This is a genomic window from Humibacter ginsenosidimutans, assembly GCF_007859675.1.
GTDB lineage: Bacteria > Actinomycetota > Actinomycetes > Actinomycetales > Microbacteriaceae > Humibacter > Humibacter ginsenosidimutans.
This window is the reverse complement of the sequence record NZ_CP042305.1, coordinates 2,189,746-2,214,737: the sequence shown is the minus strand read 5'-3', so window position 1 is coordinate 2,214,737 and position 24,992 is coordinate 2,189,746. Positions and strand designations below refer to the sequence as shown.

Annotated in this window: 17 protein-coding genes; 8 read left to right on the top strand and 9 right to left on the bottom strand. The window is 69.1% G+C overall.

Annotated elements, in window-relative coordinates:
* Positions 1-70: 70 nt before the first annotated feature.
* Both FPZ11_RS10145 and FPZ11_RS10140 read right to left on the bottom strand, forming a co-directional pair.
* A complete protein-coding gene (locus tag FPZ11_RS10145; protein ID WP_146320594.1) occupies positions 71-799 on the bottom strand; it encodes an ABC transporter ATP-binding protein in 729 nt (242 codons plus the stop codon).
* A gap of 91 nt (positions 800-890) precedes the next feature.
* Positions 891-2,378: an ABC transporter permease gene (locus FPZ11_RS10140; protein ID WP_146320593.1), complete on the bottom strand. Its 1,488-nt coding sequence runs from the start codon at positions 2,376-2,378 to the stop codon at positions 891-893.
* Between the two features lie 260 nt (positions 2,379-2,638).
* Between FPZ11_RS10140 and FPZ11_RS10135 the strand changes: the two genes are divergently transcribed.
* Positions 2,639-4,249 carry a serine hydrolase domain-containing protein gene (locus tag FPZ11_RS10135; RefSeq protein WP_146320591.1) on the top strand — a complete coding sequence of 537 codons (1,611 nt, stop codon included), beginning with the start codon at positions 2,639-2,641 and terminating at the stop codon, positions 4,247-4,249.
* 150 nt (positions 4,250-4,399) lie between these two features.
* Here FPZ11_RS10135 and FPZ11_RS10130 read toward each other — a convergent pair whose 3' ends face one another.
* Positions 4,400-5,617 (bottom strand): cation:proton antiporter, encoded by a 1,218-nt coding sequence (locus FPZ11_RS10130; protein ID WP_146320589.1) that lies wholly within the window; start codon positions 5,615-5,617, stop codon positions 4,400-4,402.
* A gap of 149 nt (positions 5,618-5,766) precedes the next feature.
* Here FPZ11_RS10130 and FPZ11_RS10125 point away from each other — a divergent pair, with 149 nt between their 5' ends.
* From FPZ11_RS10125 to FPZ11_RS20085, 3 genes are all read left to right on the top strand, one after another.
* Positions 5,767-11,694 carry a DUF5979 domain-containing protein gene (locus FPZ11_RS10125; RefSeq protein WP_146320587.1) on the top strand — a complete coding sequence of 1,976 codons (5,928 nt, stop codon included), beginning with the start codon at positions 5,767-5,769 and terminating at the stop codon, positions 11,692-11,694.
* A 150-nt stretch (positions 11,695-11,844) separates the two neighbouring features.
* Positions 11,845-13,110 carry a sulfatase-like hydrolase/transferase gene (locus tag FPZ11_RS20090; protein ID WP_302849645.1) on the top strand — a complete coding sequence of 422 codons (1,266 nt, stop codon included), beginning with the start codon at positions 11,845-11,847 and terminating at the stop codon, positions 13,108-13,110.
* A 2-nt stretch (positions 13,111-13,112) separates the two neighbouring features.
* Entirely contained in the window at positions 13,113-14,168 is a 1,056-nt protein-coding gene (locus FPZ11_RS20085) for an alkaline phosphatase family protein (protein ID WP_302849644.1), read from the top strand.
* Between the two features lie 312 nt (positions 14,169-14,480).
* Here the strand turns inward: FPZ11_RS20085 and FPZ11_RS19235 are convergent, their stop codons facing one another.
* On the bottom strand, positions 14,481-15,080 hold the full coding sequence (locus FPZ11_RS19235) for a TetR/AcrR family transcriptional regulator (RefSeq protein WP_168203790.1): 600 nt from the start codon (positions 15,078-15,080) through the stop codon (positions 14,481-14,483).
* A 177-nt stretch (positions 15,081-15,257) separates the two neighbouring features.
* Between FPZ11_RS19235 and FPZ11_RS10110 the strand changes: the two genes are divergently transcribed.
* Complete coding sequence (locus FPZ11_RS10110; protein ID WP_146320583.1) at positions 15,258-15,962, top strand: DUF998 domain-containing protein; 705 nt, start codon at positions 15,258-15,260, stop codon at positions 15,960-15,962.
* Positions 15,963-16,204: 242 nt separating this feature from the next.
* Here FPZ11_RS10110 and FPZ11_RS10105 read toward each other — a convergent pair whose 3' ends face one another.
* Genes FPZ11_RS10105 through FPZ11_RS10095 form a run of 3 tightly spaced genes read right to left on the bottom strand, consistent with a single transcriptional unit; the run spans position 16,205 to position 17,879 of the window.
* The gene (locus FPZ11_RS10105; RefSeq protein ID WP_146320581.1) at positions 16,205-17,023 is read right to left on the bottom strand and encodes an alpha/beta fold hydrolase; all 819 of its coding nucleotides are present in this window, start codon (positions 17,021-17,023) and stop codon (positions 16,205-16,207) included.
* A 32-nt stretch (positions 17,024-17,055) separates the two neighbouring features.
* Complete coding sequence (locus FPZ11_RS10100) at positions 17,056-17,523, bottom strand: SRPBCC family protein (protein WP_146320579.1); 468 nt, start codon at positions 17,521-17,523, stop codon at positions 17,056-17,058.
* Positions 17,520-17,879, bottom strand: a complete 360-nt coding sequence (locus tag FPZ11_RS10095; protein WP_246846175.1) for an ArsR/SmtB family transcription factor — start codon at positions 17,877-17,879, stop codon at positions 17,520-17,522. The genes FPZ11_RS10100 and FPZ11_RS10095 overlap by 4 nt, the downstream gene beginning before the upstream one ends.
* Before the next feature lie 113 nt (positions 17,880-17,992).
* Between FPZ11_RS10095 and FPZ11_RS10090 the strand changes: the two genes are divergently transcribed.
* Positions 17,993-20,566, top strand: coding sequence for a winged helix-turn-helix domain-containing protein (locus FPZ11_RS10090; RefSeq protein WP_146320575.1), 2,574 nt, complete (start codon positions 17,993-17,995; stop codon positions 20,564-20,566).
* A gap of 247 nt (positions 20,567-20,813) precedes the next feature.
* On the opposite strand, the gene FPZ11_RS10085 is transcribed toward FPZ11_RS10090, so the two are convergent.
* Together FPZ11_RS10085 and FPZ11_RS10080 are read right to left on the bottom strand one after the other, a co-directional pair.
* A complete protein-coding gene (locus FPZ11_RS10085) occupies positions 20,814-21,101 on the bottom strand; it encodes a hypothetical protein (protein ID WP_146320574.1) in 288 nt (95 codons plus the stop codon).
* A 210-nt stretch (positions 21,102-21,311) separates the two neighbouring features.
* The gene (locus FPZ11_RS10080) at positions 21,312-22,250 is read right to left on the bottom strand and encodes an aminoglycoside phosphotransferase family protein (protein WP_146320572.1); all 939 of its coding nucleotides are present in this window, start codon (positions 22,248-22,250) and stop codon (positions 21,312-21,314) included.
* A gap of 121 nt (positions 22,251-22,371) precedes the next feature.
* Here FPZ11_RS10080 and FPZ11_RS10075 point away from each other — a divergent pair, with 121 nt between their 5' ends.
* On the top strand, positions 22,372-23,232 hold the full coding sequence (locus FPZ11_RS10075) for an SDR family oxidoreductase (protein ID WP_246846174.1): 861 nt from the start codon (positions 22,372-22,374) through the stop codon (positions 23,230-23,232).
* Positions 23,229-24,923 carry a class I adenylate-forming enzyme family protein gene (locus FPZ11_RS10070; RefSeq protein ID WP_146320570.1) on the top strand — a complete coding sequence of 565 codons (1,695 nt, stop codon included), beginning with the start codon at positions 23,229-23,231 and terminating at the stop codon, positions 24,921-24,923. Before FPZ11_RS10075 ends, FPZ11_RS10070 begins: the two co-directional genes overlap by 4 nt.
* The last annotated feature ends 69 nt before the right edge of the window (positions 24,924-24,992 follow it).

Genomic DNA, 24,992 nt, shown 5'->3' with positions numbered 1-24,992 from the left:
AGAGGCCGCCGAAGCCCGACCCTCACGGTCGGCTTCGGCGGCCTCTTCTCGCGTCGGGCGCGGGCCCGCGTCAGATCTCGTTGACGCGGCCGTCCTTGATACGCAGCCGCCGCTCTGCGCGGCGCGCGACCGCTGAGTCGTGCGTCACGATGACGACCGTGAGCATCTGCTCGCGCCACACCCGCTCGATCAGCGCCATGATCTCGTCGCGCGTCGCCTCATCGAGTGCACCCGTCGGCTCGTCGGCCAGCAACACAGTGGGCTCCTTCACCAGGGCCCTGGCGATGGCGACGCGCTGCTGCTGTCCGCCGGAGAGCTCCGACGGTCGGTGATCGGCCCGGTCGGCAAGGCCCACGGAGGCCAACGCCTCCGCGCTGCGTCGTCTGCGCTCGGCGCGCGGCACGTCGTCGGTGGCGAAGGCGGTCTCCACGTTCTCGATGGCGTTGAGCGTTGGGATCAGGTTGAAGCCCTGAAAGACGAACCCGATCTCGGTGCCGCGCAGCGTCGCCAGCGTGCTGTCGGATGCCTGCGACAGGTCGTGCGCACCCAGCGTCACGGTTCCCGACGTTGGCCGGTCGAGCGCGCCGAGCATCTGCAGCAGCGTCGACTTGCCGCCACCGGTCGGGCCCTGCACGGCGACCAGCTGTCCGCGCGCGATCTCCAGGTCGATGCCGCGCAGCGCCTGCACGGTGCGTCCCTTCTGCGTGTACGTCTTGGTGACGTCGTGCAGCGAGTAGGCGATGCCGACGGTGTCGTTCGCGGGTTCCGACGGGATCCGCAGGGTGTCGGTGTCGGTCATGGTGTGCTCCTTGTCGTAGCGGGTCGGAAGGGAGGGCGGCGCCGGGACGTGGCGGCCCGGAGCGGAGTGGATGCCGTGGGCGCTGGCATCCTCACGCCACGCTCCTCAGGGCCTCGGCCGGGCGCAGCCGCGAAGCGCGCCAGCCGCCGAAGGCGCCTGCGACGAGTCCGCCGAGCACCGACAGTCCGACGGCGATGAGGATGATGCCGGCCGTGAGCGGGATGTGCAGCGCGATCTCGCTGCCGCCCTGCGCGGCCTGCGCTGCGCCCTGTGCCATGCCGCCACCCTGACCGCCGGGGCCGCCTGACGGCGCACCGGCGCTGCCGCTCGCGGACATCGACAGCGTCGGCGAGATGAGGTTGACGACCACGATCGCGGCGATGCCGACGATCGCACCGATGGCGCCGCCGATGAGGCCGTTCACGAGCGACTCGCCGGTCACCTGCCGAACGACGCGTCCGTTGCTCCAGCCGATGGCCTTGAGCGTGCCGAACTCGCGGGTGCGACGGCTGACGCCGGAGATGGTGAAGAGCACGGCGATGAGGAACGCCGCGGCGAGCACGAGCAGCGAGAGCCAGGTGCCCAGGTTGGTGACCAGAGCGGAGACGGTGGAGAGCGAGCCCGAGACGCTGGATGCGAGGTCGGCCTCCGTGCTCACGGTCGCGCTGGGCAGAACCTTCTCGAGCGCCGTCTTGAGCGAGGCGACGTCGCCGGCCGACGTGGCGGTCACGTAGATGTTGCTGATCTTGCCGTCGAGGTCGGCAACCTTCTGCGCGGTGTCGAGCGGGATGTACGCGTTCGACGCGGTCGTCGACGACGACGAGGTGGACTTCACGATGCCCACGACGGTGAACTTCGTGTCGCCGATCGTGACGGTCTTGCCCACCTTGAGGCTCTCGCTCTTGGCGTAGCTCGAGTCGAGCACGACCACGTCTTTGCCGTTGTCGCCAGAGTCAAGGTATCGGCCGCTGCTCAGCGTGGTGGCGCTCATCGGGCCGACGGTGCGTGCGCCCGTGGAGATGCCGGTGACGGTGAACTGGTCGATGCCGAACGAGCTCGGCCCCATGCTGCCGCCTTCGCTTCCGCTGCCAGAGGGTGGGGATGCCTGCCCGCTCGTCGAGCCGCTCGTGCCGGAGCCGCTGCTCGAGCTGTCTCCCTGGGCGATCTGGCCCGAGAACGTGCTGTTCTGCAGCGAGAGCGTCGCGGTCGCCGCCTTCACGCCGTCGACGCCCTTCACCTTGGCGAGTGAAGACTCGCTGTAGGTGGAGGTCCCCATCGTGGTCGAGAGCCGACTCTGCGAGAGGTTCGTCGAGCCATCGCTGCCGTTCCCGTTGTTCTTCGAGCCGAAGTCGAAGCGCTGGTTGCCCGACGCCGAGCCTGGCTTGACCGTCTTGGTGATGGTCACGTCGGTGCCGACGCCGTTGACGGACTCGAGAGCGGTGGCCTCGGCATCCTTCACGCCCGTCGAGACGCCGTTGACCAGAATCACCAGCGCGATGGCGAGCGCCATGCCTATGGCGATGATGACGCTCTGCTTCTTGCGGTTGCTCAGCTCACGTCTGAGATAGGTCAGGAACATCGGGTCTCTCCTTCGGGTCGTGCGTCGCCGGATGCCTGTGGTCGGGTGTGTGACCGACCGGGGGAATGCTGGAACGGTACGAGCGCGGTTTATCCGAGGCCCTTCCGCGACCTTGGAGCCCCCACAGAAATCATTAGAGAATCATTCTGACCACGTTCGGAAAACACATAGGAAGCGTGCACGCAGGCGAGGAGAGCGCGTCGCCGTGAGAAGCTCGAAGCACGTGCCGTCACGTGCTTCGAATCGATCCGAGGATGCCGATGCCCGCCACCGAACCCCACCCAGCAGATTCCGCGGCAGCCTCGCAGGCCGTGCCGCAGGCATCCTCATGGCGCGCGAGCAGCGCCGAGGCGGAGGGCGTCGACCCGGCCGCCGTGCTGGCGCTGCTCGACGAGATCGACGCGGAACCCACGATCGATCCGCACGCGGTGATCGTGCTGCGGCACGGCGCCGTGATCGCGTCGGCGCAGTGGGCGCCGTACGCGATCGATCGGCCGCAGCTCGTCTACTCGCTGAGCAAGAGCTTCACCAGCACGGCGGCCGGCTTCGCCGTCGCCGAGGGGCTGCTCGATCTCGACGCTCCGGCCGCCGACTACTTTCCGGAGTATGCCGACAGCGTCGCGCCGGCGAGCAGGCGCATCCTCGTTCGGCATCTCGCGTCGATGGCGACCGGGCATCTCGAAGACATGATCACGGCGTTCGGGGCGGATCGCGAGCATCCGATCAGGGCGTTCTTCGCCGCACCGCCGGAGCGCGAGCCCGGAACCCTGTTCACGTACAACCAGATGGCCACGTACACGCTCGCGGTGATCGTGCAGCGCAGGTCGGGCCAGCGGCTCACCGAGTACCTGCAACCGAGGCTGTTCGAGCCGCTCGGCATCGACCCGATGGGCTGGCAGCAGCAGCCGGCCGACGTCGATCTCGGCTTCTCCGGTCTGTTCGCACCGCCGGAAGCCGTCGCGAAACTCGGCCGGCTCTACCTCGACGACGGAGTCTGGAACGGTCGCCGGCTGCTGCCTGCTTCGTGGGTGCACGAGGCCACGAGCGTGCAGGTCGCCAACGCGGTGCCCGGAGGCCCCGTGGCCGCCGAGTCGGACGATTGGCAGCAGGGCTACGGCTTTCAGTTCTGGATGTCTCGCCACGGCTACCGCGGAGACGGCGCCTTCGGCCAGTACTGCATCGTGCTGCCCGAGCACGATGCCATCGTCGCCATCACGTCGCAGACCGCCGACATGCAAGACCTCATCGACCGGGTCTGGAAGCATCTGCTTCCCGCGTTCCACGACGCGCCGCTCGCGGCGGCGCCAGAGGGCGGGGATGCCCTGCACGGCATCGTGCGCGACATCGCGTTCCCGGCCCTGAGGTCGCCGGCCGCGCTGCCCGCGGACGCCTCCGGCGAGTACACGCGTGCGGCCGACGCCCGCTCCGCGCAGGAGTACGGCGCGCTGGCACGGGCGACGCTGGAGCGTGTCGACTCCGGGTGGCGGGTGACGCTGCACGAGGATGTCGCCGCGCTGGGCGGCGACGACGGCTGGGCGGCGGCCGTCGGCCCGCTGCGCGACGCGGCGACGCCGACCGGCACGGTGGGCGGCCCCGTCGGGGACGGCGTGTGGGCGGTGACGGAAGGTGGGGAGTCGGGAACCCTGGAGGTTCCGGTGGCGGTGCGGGGCGGCATCCTCGACACGGATGCCCCGCACGGCCCGCTGCGCGTCGACCTCGCCTTCATCGACACCCCGCATCGTCTCTCGCTGTACTTCGACCCGGAGAGCCGCGTGGTCACGCCGCGCTGGCAGACGCAGGCGCTCGGCTTCGTCGGCGCCTACCAGCTGCGCGCGGTGCGACCAGGAGAGACGTTCACCGTCGCCCGCTGACTGCAGCCACCACCACCCCCCGTCCTGGCTCGCCGCGCCCGAAATCGGAGTTCTGCGTCGACACGCCGTAACGACCGATGGCGCGCGGCGTGTCGACGCAGAACTCCGATGTTCGGCTCGGGCCAGAGCGGCGTGGGCCGCACCCCCGCGTCAGCCTTCCGTCGGCACGTGCTGCAGGTCAGGCGGTCGCACACCGCCGTCGGACGAGCCGCGCCGCAACGCCAACGCGATCACCGGGAACAGCAACACGGAGAGCATCCCGGCCCCGACGAGCGCGCTCGCCGTTCCCGAGGTCATGTCGTGGGTCTCCAGCCCGATGCTCGTGACGGCCACGATGATGGGCAGACCTGTGGCGGTGAACAGCGCGAGCGCCGTTCGGTCTCTGCCCGTCGAGCCCGCAGGTGCGGCCAGCAGTCCGGGAAGCCCGCGCACCACGAGCAGCAGCACCAAGAAGATCGGCAGCAGCACGAGCGCCCTCGGGTCGGCGAGCAGCCCCTTGAGGTCGAACCCGACGCCGGTCGCGATGAAGAACACCGGCACCACCAGCCCGAACGCCACGGCCTCGAGCTTGCCCTCGATCTGTTCGGCGTCGACCTCGCGTGCTCCCGAGAGCAGCACCTTGCTCAGGATGCCCGCCGCGAACGCCCCCAAGAGCATGTCCAGTCCCAGCGCGAGACTCAGCCCCACCAGCGCCGCGATCACCACGACGACGAACCGCACCACGAACTGCCCGCTCGTGTGCAGAGTCGCGCGCACGAGGCGATGGAACCGTTCGTGCGTTCCCCGCGACGCGAGCCATACACCGGCGCCGGCGACCACGACGAACGCGATCAGCACGATGCCGGCACTCAGCGGCGACCGTCCGGAGAGGAACAGCGAGATCGCCACCAGGGGGCCGAACTCGCCGATCGCTCCGACCGCGGTGACGGCGAGGCCGAACGGGGTCTTGAGCTCGCCGGCATCCCGCAGCAGCGGCATGAGCGTGCCGAGCGCCGTCGAGCAGAGCGCGATGCCCACGTAGATGCCCGAGATCGGCGTCGGTGCGAGCACGACGCCGAGGAGCACGCCGACGACGAGCGAGATGATCCAGCCGACGACCGCCCGCTTCAGCGGCCTGCCCTTGATGGTCGCGAAGTCGATCTCCAAGCCCGCCATGAAGAAGAGGAACGCGAGGCCGAAGTTCGAGACGGTGGTGAGGGCATCCGACGTGGGGATCCAGCCGAGCACGCTCGGACCGACGAGGATTCCCAGCACGATCTCGAACACCACGAGCGGAATCTTCGCGACTCGTCCGACCACTGTCGCGAGGATCGGCGCCAGCACGGCCAGCAGCGGGATGAGCACGATCGAGGCGATTCGTACGTCCATGATGGCGATCGTATGGCGCGGTCAGAGTGGCGGGATCACCCGCGGTGGATGGGGCTCGGGGTGGCGAACGACGCGACAACGGCGCAGGATGCTGGAGGGGGAGCGGCTCACCGGGGGACCGTTCACGCCACGATTCGGGGGGATCGCTCGTGCAACGACGTTCGTGGAAGATGCGGATCGCGACGTTCGCCGGGGTGATCGCCGTCGTGCTCGGCGGGGTTCTCGTCACGACGACACCGGCTGCTGCCGCCGGTGAAGGCGCGCTGACCATCGCGAAGTCCGTGAGCAACCCGACGCCCGCACCGGGCGACGAGTTCACCTTCAACATCCGCGTGAGCTGCAGCGACAACGACTGCGTGAACGCGTCGCTGACCGATATGCTGCCCGACGGGTTCGACGGGTTTCCGATCGTCAACTACAACGTGACTCCCGGCACCCCCGGCGTCGACTGGACCGCGCAGGTCACGGGCTGCACCAATATGACCGTCGTCGACGGCTGCGGTGCTGTGGTCACGGCGATCCATCCGCTGGCCGGCGGTGGCAAGGGACTGCCATCGGGAGGCGCCGTCACACTCAGCGTGACATTGAAGGTGCCGAGCGATCTCTCCCCGACCTGGCCCTACAACGGCACCACGATCACCAACGAGGCCTCCGTCACTGCCGACAATGCGGCGACCCAGTCCAGTTCGGCGAGCGTCACCATCAACGTTCCGGTGACCGTGGACACCGCGGTGACGAAGGACTGGACGCCCACCAGCGAGCAGTACGCCGAGGGCGCGCAGTCGACGATCAACCTCACGACGCAGAACACCTCCAACGTTCCGGCGAGCACGCTCGTGCTGCAGGAGCCCGCGACGGCGGTCGACGGTGCGTCCACGCTCGACCCGAGCAATCCGTTCCTCTACACGGACTTCGCCGGGCTCGGCACGATCACGCTTCCCGACGGAGCCGATCGGGTGCAGGTGGATGCCTACGTCAAAGGACCGGACGGCACCTACAGCTGGGTGAACGGCGATCCGGGTCCGCCGCCCGCGGTATTGCCAGGCTCTGTGACGGACAACGCCGACGTGGCGGGCATCCGCATCACGTTCTCGAGCTCGACGGGTGACACGATCACCGCGAACGGGTCGGCGGGATCGGTGCCGATCACCGTGACGCAGCGTGCGACGAACCGCGACACCGACGCCGCGCTCGACAACGGCTGGACCGCGACCAACGAGGCCTCCGGCACCGTGAATGTTCCCGGTCACGACCCGGTCACGAAGGATGCCACGGCAGAGCACTCCGTCGTGCCGATCAACGTGCGGGTCACCGCTGACAAGAGCTTCACTCCGAGCAGCATTCCGGGCGGCACACAGTCCATCGGAAAGGTCACGGCGACCAACGCCTCCGACGGCACCCTCGACAGCCTCACGATCTCCGACCAGGGCTATTTCACCGCGCTGCTGCCGTTCGACGGCTTCACCGGGCCGATGACGTTCCCCGCGTCGTCGACCTCCGCCACGATCGTCTGGACCTACAGCGACGACTCGACGAGCACCTCGGACTTCGGCCCGGGGACTGACAACCCGCCGTCGGCGAGCCCGCCGGCATCCGCCCACGTGACGGGGTTCGAGATCACGTTCCACGGACCCATCGATCAGGGCGCGAGCGCATCGGCGTCGTTCGGTGTGACGCCGGCGTTGGCGTACACGGCTGCCGAAAGCCCTCGCACGTCCACCAACACCGTCGACGTGTCGGGAGCCAGCGGCGACAAGTCGGCGCAGGCCGACGCCAACGCCGATCTCACGGTGTACGCACCCGACATCGATCTCGACCTCACCAAGAAGATCGTTCCGGACGCCGCGCAAAGCCCGGTGGCCCCCGGTGGCACCGTCACCGTGCAGTTGCCGACGACGACGAGCACGGAGACGCAGTTCGTCCAGCCCAACTCGATCACCGTGACCGACGTCGCTCCTGTTCCGCACGACACCACGAGCTTCTGGAACGCGTTCAACCCGATCGCCATCGCACCGACCCAGGTGCCGGCGGGAGCGACGCTCAACATCGAGTACACGACGGACGACGGTGACACCTGGACGGCCGCGGACTGGTGCGGCCTTCCCGTCGCGGGCGTCACGGTCTATCAGTGCACGATCCCCAGCGGCCTGCAGGGCTCGATCACGGGCCTCAAATTCGAGTTCACCGATCCCGATGGCTTCCCGCAGGGCACGACGGTGCAGCCGAACCTGACGTTCCAGGCGAGGGCTGACCAACGTTACGGCAACGATCCGACGAGCGTGCCGGATGCCGGCCCCACGGTCTACGACAACACCGCCACCGCGCAGGGCGAGGGCGAGGCCGGCGGGACGACGATCACCGGCAAGCCCGTGACCGACGATGACAACGCATCCATCGAGACGCACTCCGGCGCGAACGGAACGCTCATCCGCGGCAAGTCATGGGTGGAACCGACGAACTTCTCGACCGGCAAGTCGCAGATCGACAGCCAGTCGAGCGAGCAGGCCGGAACGGTTCTGAACTGGGGCGTCACGTCCACCGGATACGCGTCGCTCACGGTGTCGGATCCGGGATTCGGCAGCGACGACAAGCCGGCGGATCCCGGCTCGACCGTCTTCCAGGCGTTCAACCTCACGGCGATCGCTCCGATCACGACGACGCAAGACCCGTTGCTGCAGTGGGACACCGTCTCACAGGTCCAGCTCTACGAGAACGGCGCCTGGGTGACCATCGACCCGCCAAGTGGCAGTTGGATGTCGGCCACCGGCTTCAAGGGCTACTCGCTGTCTCCCGCGGAGCAGGAGGCGACGACCGGCATGCGCATCACCGTCGTGCCCAACGACGATGCGCGGACCGCATCGACCGACCCCACGCGTCCCCTGCCCGGCTCCGGTATCGCGTCGAGTTCGGTGCCCCGCGAGTTCGACCTCGTGTGGACACTGCGCAACACCCTGCGGGTGCCGAGCCACACGAACACCTGGGTGAACGGCACCACCCACTACAACACCGACGCCGACGGGCTCGTGAACAACCACGAGCAGATCGACGCCGTTCCGCAGGACGGCGCTCCGCAGACCACGGGAGCCGACGACCAGATCCTGATCATCGATCAGCCGCCGGGTGTCAGCGTCACGAAGGCGACGCAGAACACGACCATTCCGATCCCGCACCCGGGTGACGTGCCCGTCGCCGACTATCCGACGAACGACTTCACCGTCACCGCGAACAGCACGTCGTCGTCTCGCGCTTCGTACGTGCGCGTCACCGACCCGATGCCGTGCAGTGTCAACACGGTCCGCGACTGCGTCAGCGCTCCGGAAGACTGGGCGGCCGATCCCTATGTCGGCTACTCGTACACCGCGGCCAACCCGTTCGACGCTTTCACGCTGACGGGCGTGAGCTTCAGCTATGACGCGGCGGAGGTCGATCCGAACGCGTCGGTCGTCACCCTGCTGCACTACGGGTCGGGCGGTCAGCTGACGACGACCACCACGACGATCGCGGGGGCGCAGGCCATGTCGGCCGCCGATCTCGCGGATGTCGTGGGGGTGAGCGTCGTCTACCAGGGCACCGATCCCGCGACCACGGGCGGGACCATCACGTCAGGCGACAAGCTCACGATGGTCATGCACACGCAGGTTCGGCAGACCCTGCGCAGCGACCCGACCACCTATGTGACGCCTCGAACCGTCTCGAACCAGGCGTTCGCCCAGTCCTACGACCCCGTGCTCTATCCGGCCGGTGATCAGCAAGGCAGCACGCCGTTCGCCAGCGATGGAAAGGATGTTCAGCTCACCGAGGGGCAGCTCGACGTCACCGCGTCGAAGACCATCTCTCCGACGAGCATGCTGCAGGCCGACCGGACGAATCCGGTGACGGTGACGCTCGGCGCGACGCAGGGGCCGAAGGCGACAGTGCCGACCAACCAGGTCACCATCGAAGACAGCGACCAGTCGTTCTGGAACGACATGAAGCTCACGTCGTTCGCGGCCTCCGACGTGACCTTGCCGGCCGGGGCCGACCAGGTGCGCGTCGACGTGCAGCTGAACGGCTCGACCACGTGGACCCTCGGCACGGCGGCCGCAGCAGCGGCGCTGCCCGCGGGAACGCAGCTGGACGCCGTGACGGGCATCCGCTTCGTGTTCTCCCGTTCCGACGGTGGGCTGTTCTCCAACACGGCGCCGCCGCAACCGTGGACCGCGAGCGCCGTGCTCCACGTGCAGCTGCTCGACACCGCGCGCGACGGCACGACGATTCCGTTCCCGGGAAGCGTCGACGACAGGTCGAGCGCGCTCACCCAGCGCACGGACGGAACGTCGGAGCTCTACCCGGATGTGACGGACGACGCGGATGCGTCGCTCGCTCTGGATCCCGGCAGCTTCCGCCTCGACGTGGCGAAGGCTCCGGCCGGAAACAAGCACACGGTCACGGTGGGGTCGTCGGTGCCGTGGACGCTCACGTTCACGAACACGGGCACGGGCGTCTTGACCGTGCCGCAACTCGTGGACACGCTGCCGAAGTACCTCACCTGGAACGGCACGCAGCCCACGTACACCGACAGTGCGGGAGGAACGCTGTCCACCGACGTCACGCTGACACCGGACACCGCGGCGCGCACCCTGACCTTCAGCTGGCCCGACGACGGTCAGCAGATGAGACCGGGTGAGACGTTCACGATCACGATCGGGCTCATCCTTCAGCCGGGGCTGAACGAGGGCGAGTCCACCACCAACCAGATGGTCGTGAACACCGATCAGACTCTCTCAGCGTGCACGAACACGTCCGGAAACGGACAGGGCACGGTACAGGGGCTGCCGGCGACCGACTGCGGAACGACCAACTACGTGCAGCCGGTTCCCGGTCCGGCGCTGCAGGCCACGAAGGGCGTGCAGGGTGACGTGGTCGACTCGCTGGTGAGCGGTGCGAGCGACCCGAACAACCCCGATCTGACATGCCTGCCGGTGAACGGCTACTACTACGCGCCCTGCGTGGCCAACACCCGCATGGGTGGAACCGATGAGTGGCTCGTGACCGTCACCAACAGCGGCACCGTGCCGTACACCTCTGTCACGCTCGTCGACCCGTTGCCGGTGCCCGGTGACAAGCTGCTCGCGACGGGTGCGGCGCGGGGAAGCGACTGGAAGGCCGTCTTCGACGAGTCCTACGGCCTGCAGGTGAACGCGCCGGACGGCTCGACTCAGACTCTCGAGGTGTCGACGGACCCGCAGGTCTGCATCGGTTCCGGCACGCCCACCCAGTGGTCGACGGATCCCACGTGCTCGGGTTCCACGTGGACGGCGCTGGCCGACTACACGGGGGCGCCCGACGCGATCACCGGCCTCAGGGTCGTGGTCACCCTTCCCGAGGATGCACCGCTCGCGCCCGGTGACAAGATCACCGCGTCGGTGCGCACGATCAATGAGCCCGAATCGGCGTCCGATCCGCAGGGCATGACGACGACCGTGCCGCAGCCCGGCATCGTCGATTACAACCAGGTCGGAGTGCAGGCGACGCTCGTCGGCGGAGGGGCACCGCTCGCATCCGCACCGACCAAGGTCGGGGTGAGTCCGCTCACCGGGTCGTTGCAGGTGGTGAAGAAGGTCACCGGCACCGACGCATCCCGCGCGCCCGACAGCTTCGAGGCCGACGTCACCTGCGCCGCCGCCGATGCTCAGCTCGACCTCGGCGACGCGTCGACGCTCACGCTGACGAAGGCGGATGGTCTCGAGGGCCGCATCGACGGGATCCCGGTCGGCGCGTCCTGCGACGTAGCGGAGAACGGCGATGCGGGCTCGTATGGAGAGGATGCCCGCACCATCGACCCGTCGTCGGTGACGATCGCCGAGGCATCGACATCGGATGACCCGGTTCCGGCTGCGCAGATCGTCACGATCACGAACCGGTACGACGCGCATCCGCCGACGCCGACGCCGACTCCGTCGCCGACGCCCGGGTCGGGCGGATCGCTGCCCGGCACCGGATCCGACCTGCTCTGGCCACTGCTCACCGCGGCCGGCCTGATGCTCGCGGGGGCGCTCACCGCGCTCGTTGCTCGACGTCGCAGGCGTCGCGTCTGACCCACGGGTGGCCGTCGCACGCGGCGGCCACCCGATCCCCGGCGATCGTCGCTCACCCGCGGCGGACGATCCCTGCGCACTGACTCCGTTCGCGGCATCCATTCGTGGGTACCGTGACCGCAGAACGCTGATGTCTGCTGGGGAGGAACGATGTCGAAGAAGTTCAACGGAACGATCAAGCTCGATGTGCGGGATTCGGTCGCCGACTGGGCACCGTACGAGTCGCCGAAGGCGCCGGAGGGCGCGCCCAACGTGCTGGTGATCCTCTACGACGACACGGGTCTGGCGTCGTGGTCGCCCTACGGGGGCCGCATCAACATGCCGACCCTCGACCGCCTCGCGAAGAACGGTCTGACCTACACGCAGTGGCACACTACCGCGCTGTGCTCGCCGACCCGCTCGACGATGCTCACCGGCCGCAACCATCATCCGAACGGCTTCGGAGTGATCACGGAGGCGACGAACGGATTCCCCGGCGCTTCCGGGCACCTCGCGCCCGACTGCGCCACCATCGGCCAGGTTCTGCAGTCGAACGGCTACTCGACGTTCTGGGTCGGCAAAGACCACAACGTGCCAGAAGAAGACGTGTCGACGGGCGGCAGCAAGGAGCAGTGGCCTCTCGCCCAGGGCTTCGACCGCTTCTACGGGTTCATCGGCGGCGAGACCAACAACTGGTACCCCGACCTCGTCGAAGACAACCACTTCGTCGAGCCCCCGTACACACCCGAAGAGGGTTACCACCTCTCGAAAGACCTCGCAGACCAGACCATCCGGCTCATCCGCGACCAGAACGCCTCGAATCCCTCGAAGCCCTGGTACACGTGGTTCTGCCCCGGTGCGAACCATGCTCCTCATCACGCGCCCGAGGAGTACATCGAGAAGTACAAGGGCGCATTCGACGACGGCTACGACGCGTACCGCGAGTGGGTGCTCGCGCGCATGATCGAGCGGGGCATCCTGCCGGCCGACACCGCGCTCACTCCCATCAACCCGATTCCCGAAGACCAGGCCAACCCCGCCGACTACGTGAAGCCGTGGGAGACCCTCAGCGACGACGAGAAGAGGCTCTTCAGCCGCATGGCGGAGGTGTTCGCCGGTTTCAGCGAGTACACGGATGTCCAGATCGGGCGCATCATCGACTACCTGGAAGAGACGGGGCAGCTCGACAACACACTCATCTTCTACTGCGCCGACAACGGGGCGTCAGGAGAGGGATCACCCGACGGATCGGTCAACGAGAACAAGTTCTTCAACGGGTTCCCCGACGACCTCGCCGAGAACCTGTCGAAGATCGACGTGCTCGGCGGCCCGGAGACCTACAACCACTACCCGACGGGGTGGGCGACGGCGTTCTCGACGCCGTTCCAGATGTTCAAGCGCTACGCGCAGTTCTCGGGGGAACCTGCGACCCGCTGATCGTGCACTGGCCGGCGGGCATCAAGGCGAAGGGCGAGCTGCGGCACCAGTACCATCACTCCGTCGACATCGTGGCGACGGTGCTCGACGTGATCGGCATCGAGATGCCGTCGGTGTTCCGCGGTGTCGAGCAGCGGCCGCTGGACGGCGTCTCGATGAAGTACTCCTTCGACGCCCAGCCCGATGCGCCGACCGAGAAGCACGTGCAGTACTACGCGATGATCGGCACGCGCGGCATCTGGAAGGACGGCTGGAAGGCATCCGCCATCCATGCGCCGCTCACGGGCCACGGTCGCTTCGACGAGGACCGCTGGGAGCTCTACCACGTGGATGCCGACCGCTCGGAGTCGAAAGACCTCGCCGCAGAGCATCCCGAGAAGCTCAAGGAGCTCATCGACGTGTGGTTCGAGGAGGCCGAGAGCAACAACGTGCTGCCGCTCGACGACAGGTCGGCCCGCGAGCAGCTCAACATCGAGCGCCCGCAGTCCGAGCCGGCGCGCAACCGCTACATCTATTACCCTCACACGACGGCCGTCGCCGAGAGCGTCGCGGTGAGCCTGCGCGGCAGGTCGTACAAGATCATCGCCGACGTCGTGCTCGATGACGGTGCCCAGGGAGTGCTCTTCGCGCACGGCTCCCGCTTCGGCGGCCACTCGCTGTTCATCGAGGAAGGCACGCTGAACTACGTGTACAACTTCCTCGGCATCCCGCCGGAACAGACGTTCACATCGGGGCCGCTCACGCCTGGCAAGCACGCTCTCGGCGTGGAGTTCGTGCGCGAGAGCGCGGGCGAGCACGGCGAGTCGCTCGGCACGTGCCGGCTGTACGTCGACGACCAGGTGGTCGCCGAGGGGCCGATGCGGGCGCAGATCGGCAAGTTCACGCTCGCCGGCGACGGGCTCTGCGTGGGCTTCGACAGCGCAGACCCGGTGAGTGAGCAGTACTCCGACGGCTTCCCGTTCACAGGTGGAACGCTGCTCGGCGTCGGAATCGACGTCAGCGACGAGCAATACCTCGACCTCGAGCTGGAGGCGCTCGCCGCGCTCGCGCGCGAATAGAGCACGGCGCACCACGTGGATGCCCGGGCCGGTTCGGTCCGGGCATCCTGCGTGCCCGGTCACCACCAGTACTGTCCGTCACCGCCAGTGCTTTCCGTCACCGTCAGTGCTTTCCGTCACCACCAGCCGCTTCCCGTCACCACCGGCCGCTTCCCGTCACCACCCCGCTCAAGTCGCGATTTGTGCCCTTATGGCGGCTCACAAGGGCACAAATCGCGACCTGAACGGAGAGTCGGTCAGCGATGCAGGCGACGTCTGTGACGCAGGCGACGTTGGTGACGCAGGCGACGTCTGTGACGCCGGCGACGCCGATCAGGCGGCGTGGGCGCGCAGGAATGCGTCGACCGTGGCCGAGACGTGCGCCGAGATCTGCTTCGCGGTGGGGCGCTCGCCGACGAGCAGCGCTCGGTCTTGGAACGACCCGGTCAGCGCGTAGGTGAGCTGCACGGATGCCTCGCGCGGGTCGGGCGTGCGCAGCTCGCCCGCTGCCGTCATGCGCTCGAGCTGGCCCGCGACCAGCTCGATGGTGGAGGCCGGTCCGCGTCGCCAGAACTCCGCCACCTGCTCGGGGAACGCGGATGCCTGCGCAATCGCCAGCCGCCGCAGGCTCAGCACCTCGGGTCGCAGCACTCCGTTCACCACCGAGGTGCCGAGCGCGATGAAGCGGTCCCGTGCCGGCCCGTCGCCCTCGAGCACGTCGGCCGCTCGGGCGAGGATCGCGGCCGACTCCTCGGTGACGGCCGCGAGCAGGGCGATGAGCAGGGCATCCTTGTCGGCGAAGTTGCTGTAGACGGTGGCCTTGGAGACGCCGGCGGCACCCGCGATGGCGTCGATCGAGGTGGCGGCGAAGCCATCGCGGAGAAACAGCTCGCGGGCGGCGGTGAGGATCTCTGCCGACTTGCGTGCGCGCATCCTTCTGCTCCCCGCTTTCGATGGGACGACGCTTTCGATGAGCTGGCGGGATCGGAGCCCGCCGCACGCGATGGCGCGCTCACGCGACACGCTCTTGACCTCGTCGTGGATCGAGCCTAGCATCAAACAAAACTGAACGGTTCGGTTTCGATTGGGATCAGGTGGAGGGTGATCGTCATGTCGCCATCGGAGAGCGGCGCTGCCGCACAGGGCGTCGGTGCGGCAGCGCCGAACGTGCGCATCGACTGCACGCCGGAGGCGCGCGTGACGAAGTCCCTGCTCGGCTACGGCGTGATCGCGGGTCCGTTCTATGTGATCGCCTCGGTCATCCAGGGCCTGCTCACGTCGGGCTTCGACTTCGCGCATGACAGCTGGAGTCTCTTGTCGACGGGGTCGGCAGGCTGGATCCACGTCGTCGTCTTCGTGCTCACCGGTCTCATGGTGATCGCGGGGGCGGTCGGAATCCACCGACACGTCAGTGCCGGAGCGGCGCGAACCGCATGGGCCTACCTGGCCGGGTACGGCATCCTGCTCGTCGGGGCCGGGGTGTTCGCCCCCGACGTCGCCGGAGCCTCGTTCACCTGGCACGGCATGGTGCATCTGGCCTGCGGCGGTCTCGGCTTCGTCGCGTTCGCCGTGTGGGCGTTCCTCGTGGCGCGCCGAGTGGGGCAGACCTCCCGAGCACTCGCCGTGTGCAGTGTCATCGCGGGAGTGCTGCTGCTCGTGGGATTCGGCTTCGTGGCGTCGGGCGCCGGATCGGCGCTGGCGACGGTGGTGTTCACGATCGCCGTCGTCGTGTCGTGGGCGTGGCTCAGCGTCGCCTCGGTGCTCTTCTACCGCGAGGCCGCCGAGGCGGGCCGCATCGAGGTCCCGTTGGACTGACCTTCCGCCCATCCCGCCAGTCGCCCAACTCCTGCCGCTCCCGTCACGACTTCCGCTCCCGTCCCGTCATCGTTCAGGTCGCGATTTTCGCCCTTATGCGGCGCCATAAGGGCGAAAATCGCGACTTGAAGCGCTCGGCGGCGGCCCGGGAGGAGCCGCCGGCCGCGGGGGCTGAGTAGCCGGCCACGGGGCTGAGTGGCCGGGGTGGGGCGGGCGGGGTCGGGGCCTGCCGCCGGGGCGACTCAGGGGCGCAGGAACTCGCGGATGCCCGCGGCCAGCACTGCGGCATCCACGTCGTGCCCCTGCTCGGGGAGCACGTCGAACGCGCCGTTGCGCGCGCTCGCCGCCACTTCGCGGGCGCCGTACTGCAGCATCTCAGGACTCGCTCCGCCCGCGAGGGCCAGCACGGGCGCCGCGATCCGCGCGACGATTTCGGTCGGCACCCTGCTGTCGCCCAGCTGTGCGTCGTCGTAGGCGAGGGTCGGCGCGATGGCGGTCATGCCCTGCCACGCGGGGGACTGCTGCATGCCCGCGATGGCCTGTTCGGGCATCCCGACCCGACCGAGGAACAGGGCGACGGCCCGGTCGCGGTCCCCGGCGGCCAGGGCCGCACCCAATGCCGCCGTGTAATCGCTCGCGCCCGCCACGAACGGCTCGGGCATGAACGGCGGCTCGTAGACCACGACGCTGCGGATGCGATCGCCGAGGTGTGCGGCCGCGCGCAGCGCAAGCGCGGCGCCCGACGAGATGCCGAGCAGCGCGGGAGCCGCGCAGCCCGTTCCCGTGGAGTCGAGCAGCGGCTCGAGCAGGGCGTCGAGGTCGTCGAGCTCGCGATCGACGCCGAACGGCGCGGTGTCGGAGCTCTGGCCGCGTCCCCGGCGATCGTACGTGAGCACGGTGAAGTCGTCGTCGAGCTGGGCGCTCAGTCCGCGCATCGGGCCCGCGCCCCTGAAGCACATGGCGCCGTCGATGAGGATGACGCCCGGCCCATCGCCGTGCAGCTCGTAGGCGATGGCCGTTCCGTCGGCGGAGTGCACCGCGGTGGTCGTGGTCTCAGACATCGTCGTTTCCCTTCGATCCAATTCGTTCGCGCTCACCGGGCCGGCTGCGCCAGCATGTCCTCGAGCTGGTCCAGTGCGGCCGTGAAACCCGTCACGACGCCGTTCGCCACCGCGCGGTCGCGATCGAGCGGCGAGACGAACACGAGGCGCACGTCGAGCAGCGTGCCGGTCGGCACCGCTGTGAGCGAGATCGTGCCGACGGATGCCGGGCGGTCGTGCACGACGCGGCCGGCGGCATCCGATCCGGTCTCCGCGTACACGATGCGTCGGCTCGGCTCGATCTCGCGATAGACCGCGCGGCTCCAGTGCTGCGTGCCGTCGGCGGATGCCAGCCGGTAGTGCCACACGCCACCGACCCGGAAGTCGACATCGCACTCGACGACTCGGCAGTTCGGCGGACCCCACCAGCGCATGAGGTGTTCGCGTTCCGACAGTGTGCGGAACACGAGCTCCGGTGCTGCCGGCAGCGTGCGGGAAAGGTGGATGCCCGTGTCCGTCATCGTGCGCCTCCCTCGGCCGAGAGCTCCTCGAGGTAGTCGCCGAGGTTGTCGAGGCTGCCGGCCCAGAGCGCTTCGTAGCGGCGCGCCCAGGCATTCAGGTCGCGGAACCCCGCGGGCACGAGCCGGCACATCCTGCGCTGGGCGTCGCGTCGACGGGAGACCAGACCTGCATTCTCGAGCACCGTGAGGTGCTTCGACATCGCCGGTGCGCCCACGCCGAGCCGGGACGCCAGGTCGCCGACGGTGGACTCGCCGTCGTGCAGCGTCTCGACGATGCGACGTCTGGTCGGATCGGAGAGGGCGGCGAAGACGGGGCCGATGGTGTCGGCATATTTTCCTGTAGAGGAAATTTCCACACAAGGAAAATACGACATCGATCGCGCGCCGTCAAGGCCCCCTGAGACTCCTCCTGCGCGACCACGGAGGGCCAGACGAACGGCCCCTGTCCGACACGCCGTAATCTCGACTCATGCAGTCGCGGCCCGACGTGTTCGACGGAGATGCGCGCTTCGCACCGCCCGCGCCATCGCGCGTGGCTCTGCGGCAGCGCGTGGTCGACGCCGTCGCCGACGCGGTCGAGCACCATCGCGTCACACTGGTCACCGCGCCGAGCGGCATGGGAAAGACCGTCGCCGTCACTCAATGGGCGAGGCAGACGAGGATGCCCGTGGCCTGGCTCTCCCTCTCCCGTCACGATGCCGACGCCAAACGACTGTCCGCCGGGGTGGTGCTCGCGCTGCGCGGCGCCGCCCTGCGGTCGGACGACCCTGAGCTCGCCGAGATGCTCGGCGTCGACGCCGACTCCCGCGACGACGCGGCGTTGTACGCGGCGGTGTCCGACGCGCTGACGGCATCCGGAGAGCCCATCGCACTGGTCATCGACGACCTGCACCGGGCCAAGGACGCGGTGCAGGCGAGCATCGTCGGCGCCCTGCTCGAACGGGCCCCGACGTCGCTGCGCATCGTGCTCATCAGCAGGGAGAACCGGCTGCTCCCTGTGGATCGACTGCTGCTCGCCGGAGACGCCGCGTCGATCGGTGCGGACGTGCTGCGGCTCACGAGCGACGAGACGCGGCTGGCGGCCGAGCACTTCGGGGTGGCCATGAGCGCCGAGCAGTCGGAACGTCTCTCTCGCGAGGTCGACGGCTGGGCGGCGGCGGTGCGACTCGCGCTCGTGTCAGGCGAGGCATCCAGCGCGACGGCCCTGCACGAGGGAACCCCGAGTCTCACCGACTTCATCGCCGACGAGGTGCTGGGCGTGCTGCCGGCTGAGCTTCGCGAGTTCGTGCTCGCCGCCACGACGACCTCGGTGCTCGACGGCGCCCTCGCCGAGACGCTCACGGGTCGTGCCGATGCCTCTTCCGTGCTCGAGGAGTGCGTGCGCCGCGGCCTCTTCCTCGACCGGTACGGCGAGCCCGGCCCGTCCGCCGTCTATCGCTGGCACTCGGTGTTCGCGGTGCGGTGCCGCGCCGTGCTCGAGCGCGACGACTCCCGTCGCGCGCGTCGGCTGCACAGAGTCGCCGCCGAGGCTCTGGCGGGCAGCGATCCCCTGCGCTCGATCGATCAGTGGATCGCCGGCGGCGACGTGGATGCCGCCGTGCAGGTGCTCAGAGACAGCTGGGTCGCGCTCTTGCTGGGTCCCAACGGCGACGCCCTCGATCACGCATGCCGTGCGCTCGCCGAGCCCTGGGCATCCGACCCCGAGGTGCTGATGATCAGGGCGTGCGCCATCGACGTCGGCGGCAACCGCACCGATGGACAGCGGCTCTTCCGCAGGGCGCGGTCGCTGGTGGGCGAGCTCGCGATGCCGGAACGGGCACGGGCGGAGCGCACAGCGGATGTCGCCGGCCTCTATCTGCACGACAGTTACGGCGAACTCGTGGAGACCATCACGCGTGTGCGCGCCGCACTCGACGCCGATCCGCCGGCGAGTGCGCTCGCGCGTGCCGCGCTGCTGCTGCTGATCGGCGTGACGATGGTGTACCAGCGGGTCGACATCGACGGCGGGGTCGAGACGCTGTCGGCCGCGCGGGCGGCTGCGATCGCGATCGGCGAGTCGACCATGCAGCGCCGGGCGACGGGCATGCTCGCCTTCATGCTCGCGTTCCGGGGCGACTTCGAGCGCTCGCGAGAACTGCTCGCCGACCTCGACGCCGAAGAGGCTGCGCGCGACAACTGGCAGGCCTACATCGGCGGCGCGGAGAACACCGCGGCGGCCTGGGTGGCGTTCTGGTCGAACGATCTCGACGAGGCGCGCACCCGTTTTCGCAGGGTGATCGAGAGCGGCGCCGGTCCTACGTCGTTCGCGGGTATCGCCCGCCATTACCTCGGCATCATCGCCGCCGTGGCGGGGGATCGGCGAGAGCGGGCCGAGGCGATCGAATTGCTGCGCGGCATCCCGGAGACCGAACTGCACGGAGTGCCGTGGCCCGCTTATCGCATGGTGTCGCTGGCGATGCTGGCCGCGGCGGAGGGGCGCAACGACCGCGCGGCGGCGATCATCACGCGCTTCGAGCGCGTGCGCAACATTCCGGCGGCTGCCGTGCTTCTCGCAGGCACCGCGAGGCGAGTGCTCGGCGACGCCGACGCGGTGGCGCTGCTGCGGCAGATCCGCGAGACGGGGCAGGCACCGTTCGTGCGGGCATCCTCGCTCGTGACCCTGGCTCTCGTGCAGCGCGACGAGGGCAACATCGAGGATGCCCACGAGCTTCTCGAACACGCGCTCGACCTCGCAGCCCCGCGAGGCATCCGCCGGCCGTTCGCCGATGACCTCCCGGAGTTGCGCGCCCTGCTTCGCGAGCACGGCGCATGGGGCAGCACGCACACCGGGTTCATCGCGTCGCTGTCCGCGCCGTCGCACACGCAGGTCGCGTTGTCGGACAGGGAGCGCGAGGTGTTCGGCTACCTGCGCACCGACCTGCGCCTCACCGACATCGCCGAGCAGCTCGGGCTCTCGGTGAACACGGTCAAGACGCACACCAGGACGATCTACCGCAAACTCGGCGTGTCGAGCAGGCGGGAGGCGGTGCGGGCGATTCTCTGATGATCGGCGGCAAGCGGGAATCCCGGAGGCGAAGTGACCCGAACACTCGACCGCCAGGATTCCCTGAGTCCCGACCGGGAACGCATCGACTGCCTCCCTCCCGGATCGAACCGGTTGGAGTGCTCGATGCCACATCCAGCGAAACCATCTCCAACCTACCAGACGTCTGACCCCTGTTCGGGGGGTGTATGCGCGCGCATGCATGCCGATCCTCGGAGAGGAACGACGCCGCGATCGTGGGCGCGCGTCAGTCGCGGCGCAGCTCGACCCGCAGGGTGATCAGCCCGCTGCGCACCTTGCGGGTCTGAGCCTGCGCCGCCCGCGCCATCGACCCTGCTTTGGCCGCCGCTGTGGACGAACTCGGGGCGTTCACCACGACGTCGGCGGTGATGGAGCGGGCGGCACGATCGGCGCGCACCTGCTCGACGCCGCAGGACTGTTCCAGCAGGGGAACGAGCTGGCGACGGAGCATGCGGAACTCGGCGCCCGCGAACGCGGGAGCGAGGAATTCGATCTCGGCGGCGTAGTCGGGCATGGCGCCATGTTTCCCGGGCGGGTTCGGCGCGCGGTATGCCGAGGTTATGAGAGTCCCGAGGGCCGCGGAGCGCACGGCGGCAGCCGTGGGCGGAGACACCGAGGGTTGCGGAGCGCACGGCGCAGCCGTGGGCGTCTCGAAACCCGGCCCTGCAACAAGAACGTGACGGGTTTCGAGACGCGCGCTTCGCGTGCTCCTCGACCCGTTCCGTCAGGCGTTCTCGTACGCCTCGCGCAGCAGCTCGCCGAGAACGTGCGTGCCGAGCGCGTGCATGCGCGGGTTGTCGTCGGATGCCGTGGCCAGCGCCGTTCCCATGCACAGCGCCCAGCCGCGGGCGCGCAGCCAGGTCGCGGCATCCTTGGCCCCGCTGTCGGGGTGCGAGCCGTCGGCGACCACGGCGCGGAACACGGCGCGGGCCTCCGGCCGGAACGAGAGCCAGGCCGTGGCGAGGTCGGTCGCCGGGTCCCCCGCGGTGAGGTCGCCGAAGTCGATGACGGTCGCGAGGGCGCCGCGGTCGTCGAGCAGCAGGTTACCGGGATGCAGGTCGCCGTGCAGCCAGATCGGGGGTCCCTGCCAGCGCGGCGCGTCGAGGGCGGCCTCCCACACCGAGCCGAGTGCCGTGACATCCCACAGCCGATCCAGCTCGCGCAGTCGTTCGCGCACGGCGCGGTCCCTCGACGCCAGGGGAACCCCGCGCACCGGGTTGATCGGCACGTCGGGATGCAGATGACCCTCCGGCGTGCGCGGGGCGGGGGTGTGCAGTGCAGTCACGAAGCGGGCGAGCGGCACCGCGAGCTGTGTGCGTTCGGATGCCCCGACATCCGCGCCGTCGATCCCCTCGACCCACTCGACGACGCTCCACGACCAACGGAACGTGGCGCTCGGCACGCCGATCCGCACGGGCACGGGCACGGGGACCGGGAGCTGCGGCGCGAGCACCGGCAGCCATCGCTGCTCGTGTGCGATGAGGTGCGCGGCGACGTCGCGGCGCGGAACGCGAACGGCGAGGTCGTCGCCGAGCCGGTAGATGACGTTGTCCCACCCGTTCGCCACCAGCCGCAGCTCGCCCGTGAGATCGGGATGCTGCTCGGCCAGCAGGGTGCGCACGAGCCGTTCGTCGACGCGGAGGTCTGCTGCTGGGGTCTGCATGGCCGTTACAGGGTAGCGAACGCGGCCGAGTCTCCCGCGATCGCGGCACGCGGTTCTAAGCTGGCGACACCCGACGCCGAGCGCCACCAGCTCGACGGATTCGTCCCGTTGGGAGCAGCTCATGCCCGACCCCGCCGTGCCCGACCCGCACGCGCCCCGCGTCATGCCGCGCGCGCTCATCACGGGCGGATCGCGCGGAGTGGGCGCCCGTCTCGCGGCGATCCTCGCGGCCGACGGCGTCGACGTGACGATCACCTACCGCCGATCGCGCGAGTCCGCGGACGAGGTCGTCGCCGGCATCCGCGCAGCGGGCGGCAGCGCGAAAGCCGTGCGACTCGAACTGGAGTCGACCGACGACATCGAGGCGCTCTTCGCCGACGGGGCACGCTTCGACTGGCTGGTGGCCAATGCCGCGGCATCCGCGTTCAAACCCATCGAGCGGCTCTCGCCGTCGAACCTCGAGCGGTCGTGGCAGACCAACGTGCGCTCGTTCGTGCTGCTCGCGCAGCGCGCCGTGACGAGGATGCCCCGCAGCGGCCGCATCGTCGCCGTCACCAGCTACGGCGCCCAGCGTGCGTTCCCCGCCTATGGCGCCATCGGGGCGGACAAGGCCGCTCTCGAGTCGTGGGTGCGTCACATGGCCGCCGAGTTCGGGGAACGGGGAATCACGGTGAACGCCGTGAACGGCGGTCTCTTCGACACCGACTCCTTTCGGCACTACTACGACGACCCTGCACTGCCTGATGCCGCGACCATGGCCGAGCGCGTTCCGCTGGGACGCATCGGCACCCCGGACGACCTGGCGTATGCGGTGCGGTTCCTGCTGTCGCCGGAGGCGAGCTACATCACGGGTCACACGCTCGTCGTCGACGGCGGGCTCACCATCGTCGCACCGCCGTACTGGTCGGAGGTGCGCGCCGCGCAGCGCGAGAGCCGCGAACCCGAACGACGAGAAACGACAGGAGAAGAGAGGCCACGATGACCGACGACGCACAGTCCATGAACGCGCAGTCCCGCAACACCGACTACGACCCGAGCGAGCTGCAGAAGGTCTTCGAGAGCCACTTCACGTGGGCTGCCGCGTTCGAGCGCAACACGCACAGGTATGCCTCTTCTCCCGCGTTGACCGATCCGCCGTCCGGCCGGTCGTGGACGTACGAGGAACTCGGCGCTGTGACCGGGCGCCTCGTCGAAGGGCTCCGTGCTCGTGGCGTCGGCGTCGGCGACATCGTCTGCTACCAGCTCATGAACACGCCGGAGTTCGCGTTCCTCTACATCGCGGCGCAGGGGCTGCGCGCCGTCAGCTCACCGATGAACTTCCGGCTCGCGCCCGCCGAGACCGCGCACATCCTCGATCAGGCGAAGCCCACCGTGTTCGTGTACGACGCGAACGACTCCGCGAATGTCGCCTCGGCACTGGAGCTCGCGACGCACGCGCCGCGCATCCTCGCCGCCGTCGGCGACGGCGAGCTGCTGCCGGGTGCCATCGCGTTCGACGACCTGCTCGAGGATGCCGCGCCCTCCTTCCGCGCCCCTGCCGACGCGAGCACCTGGGACGAGACGTCCCGCCTCTACACGAGCGGCACCACCGGCATGCCCAAGGCGGTGCCGCTCACCAGCCTCAACGAGGTGCTCACCGCACACGACGTGATCATGCACTTCCCGCTGTCGCCGAGCGACAAGACGATGAACATGTCGCCGTGGTTCCATCGCGGCGGCAACTACTGCGCCGGGCCGAACACCGCGTTCTTCGTGGGCGCGGAGGTCGTCACGCTGCCGAGATTCGATCCGCAGGTGGTGCTCGACAGCATCCAGGACCACCGTCTCACCTACGTGATCGGCGCCCCCACGAACCTGGAGCGGCTCGCGGATGCCCAAGAGCGGCAGCCGCGCGACCTCGGCTCCCTGCATGGCATCGTCACGATGGGCGCCCCTCTCGACCGTGCAGCCGCGCTCCGTTACCAGCGCGTGCTCACCCCGCGCATCGCCAACGGCTACGGCACGACCGAGGCGTTCTGGAACACGTACCTGCGTCCCGACGACCTGCCCGACGCGGCGGGCGCGGCCGGGCGTGCCTGCCTCGACGACGACGTCGCGGTGGTGAAGGTGCAGAAGGATCGCATCTCCGCGCCCGACGAGCACGCGAAGAAGGACGGGCAGGAGATCGGCGAGGTCATCATGCGCAGCGTGAAGAGCGGCTACGCCTACCTCGGCAACCCCGAGGAGCAGGCGGAGAAGTTCCGGCAGGGGTGGGTCTACCCCGGTGACCTCGCCACCTGGGACGAGCACGAGATCGTCACGATCGTGGGCCGCAAAGACGACATGATCATCTCGGGCGGCGAGAACGTGCATCCGGTGCAGGTCGAAGAGGTGCTCGCCGGGCACGACGGCGTCGCCGACTCGATCGTCGTCGGTTTGCCCGATCCGCAGTGGGGCGAGCTCGTCGTGGCCTACGTGCAGCCGCACGACGGCGCGTTGACGGATGCCGCCGATGCGGCACGCGAGCTCGACGCGTTCTTGCGCGCGAGCGTCGCGATCGCCGACTACAAGCGTCCGAGGCGGTACACGTTCGTCACCGAGCTGCCTTACACGGCGACCGGCAAGAAGCAGCACTTCAAGCTCAAGGAACAGGCGCCGCAGGACGCAGCAGAAGGCAGGTTCGTCACGCCGTAGTCATGCGCGTCGGCCCGCGGGCCGAGCAGCTCGCGACCACTCGCACACACCGAGGGTTGAGGAGCGCGC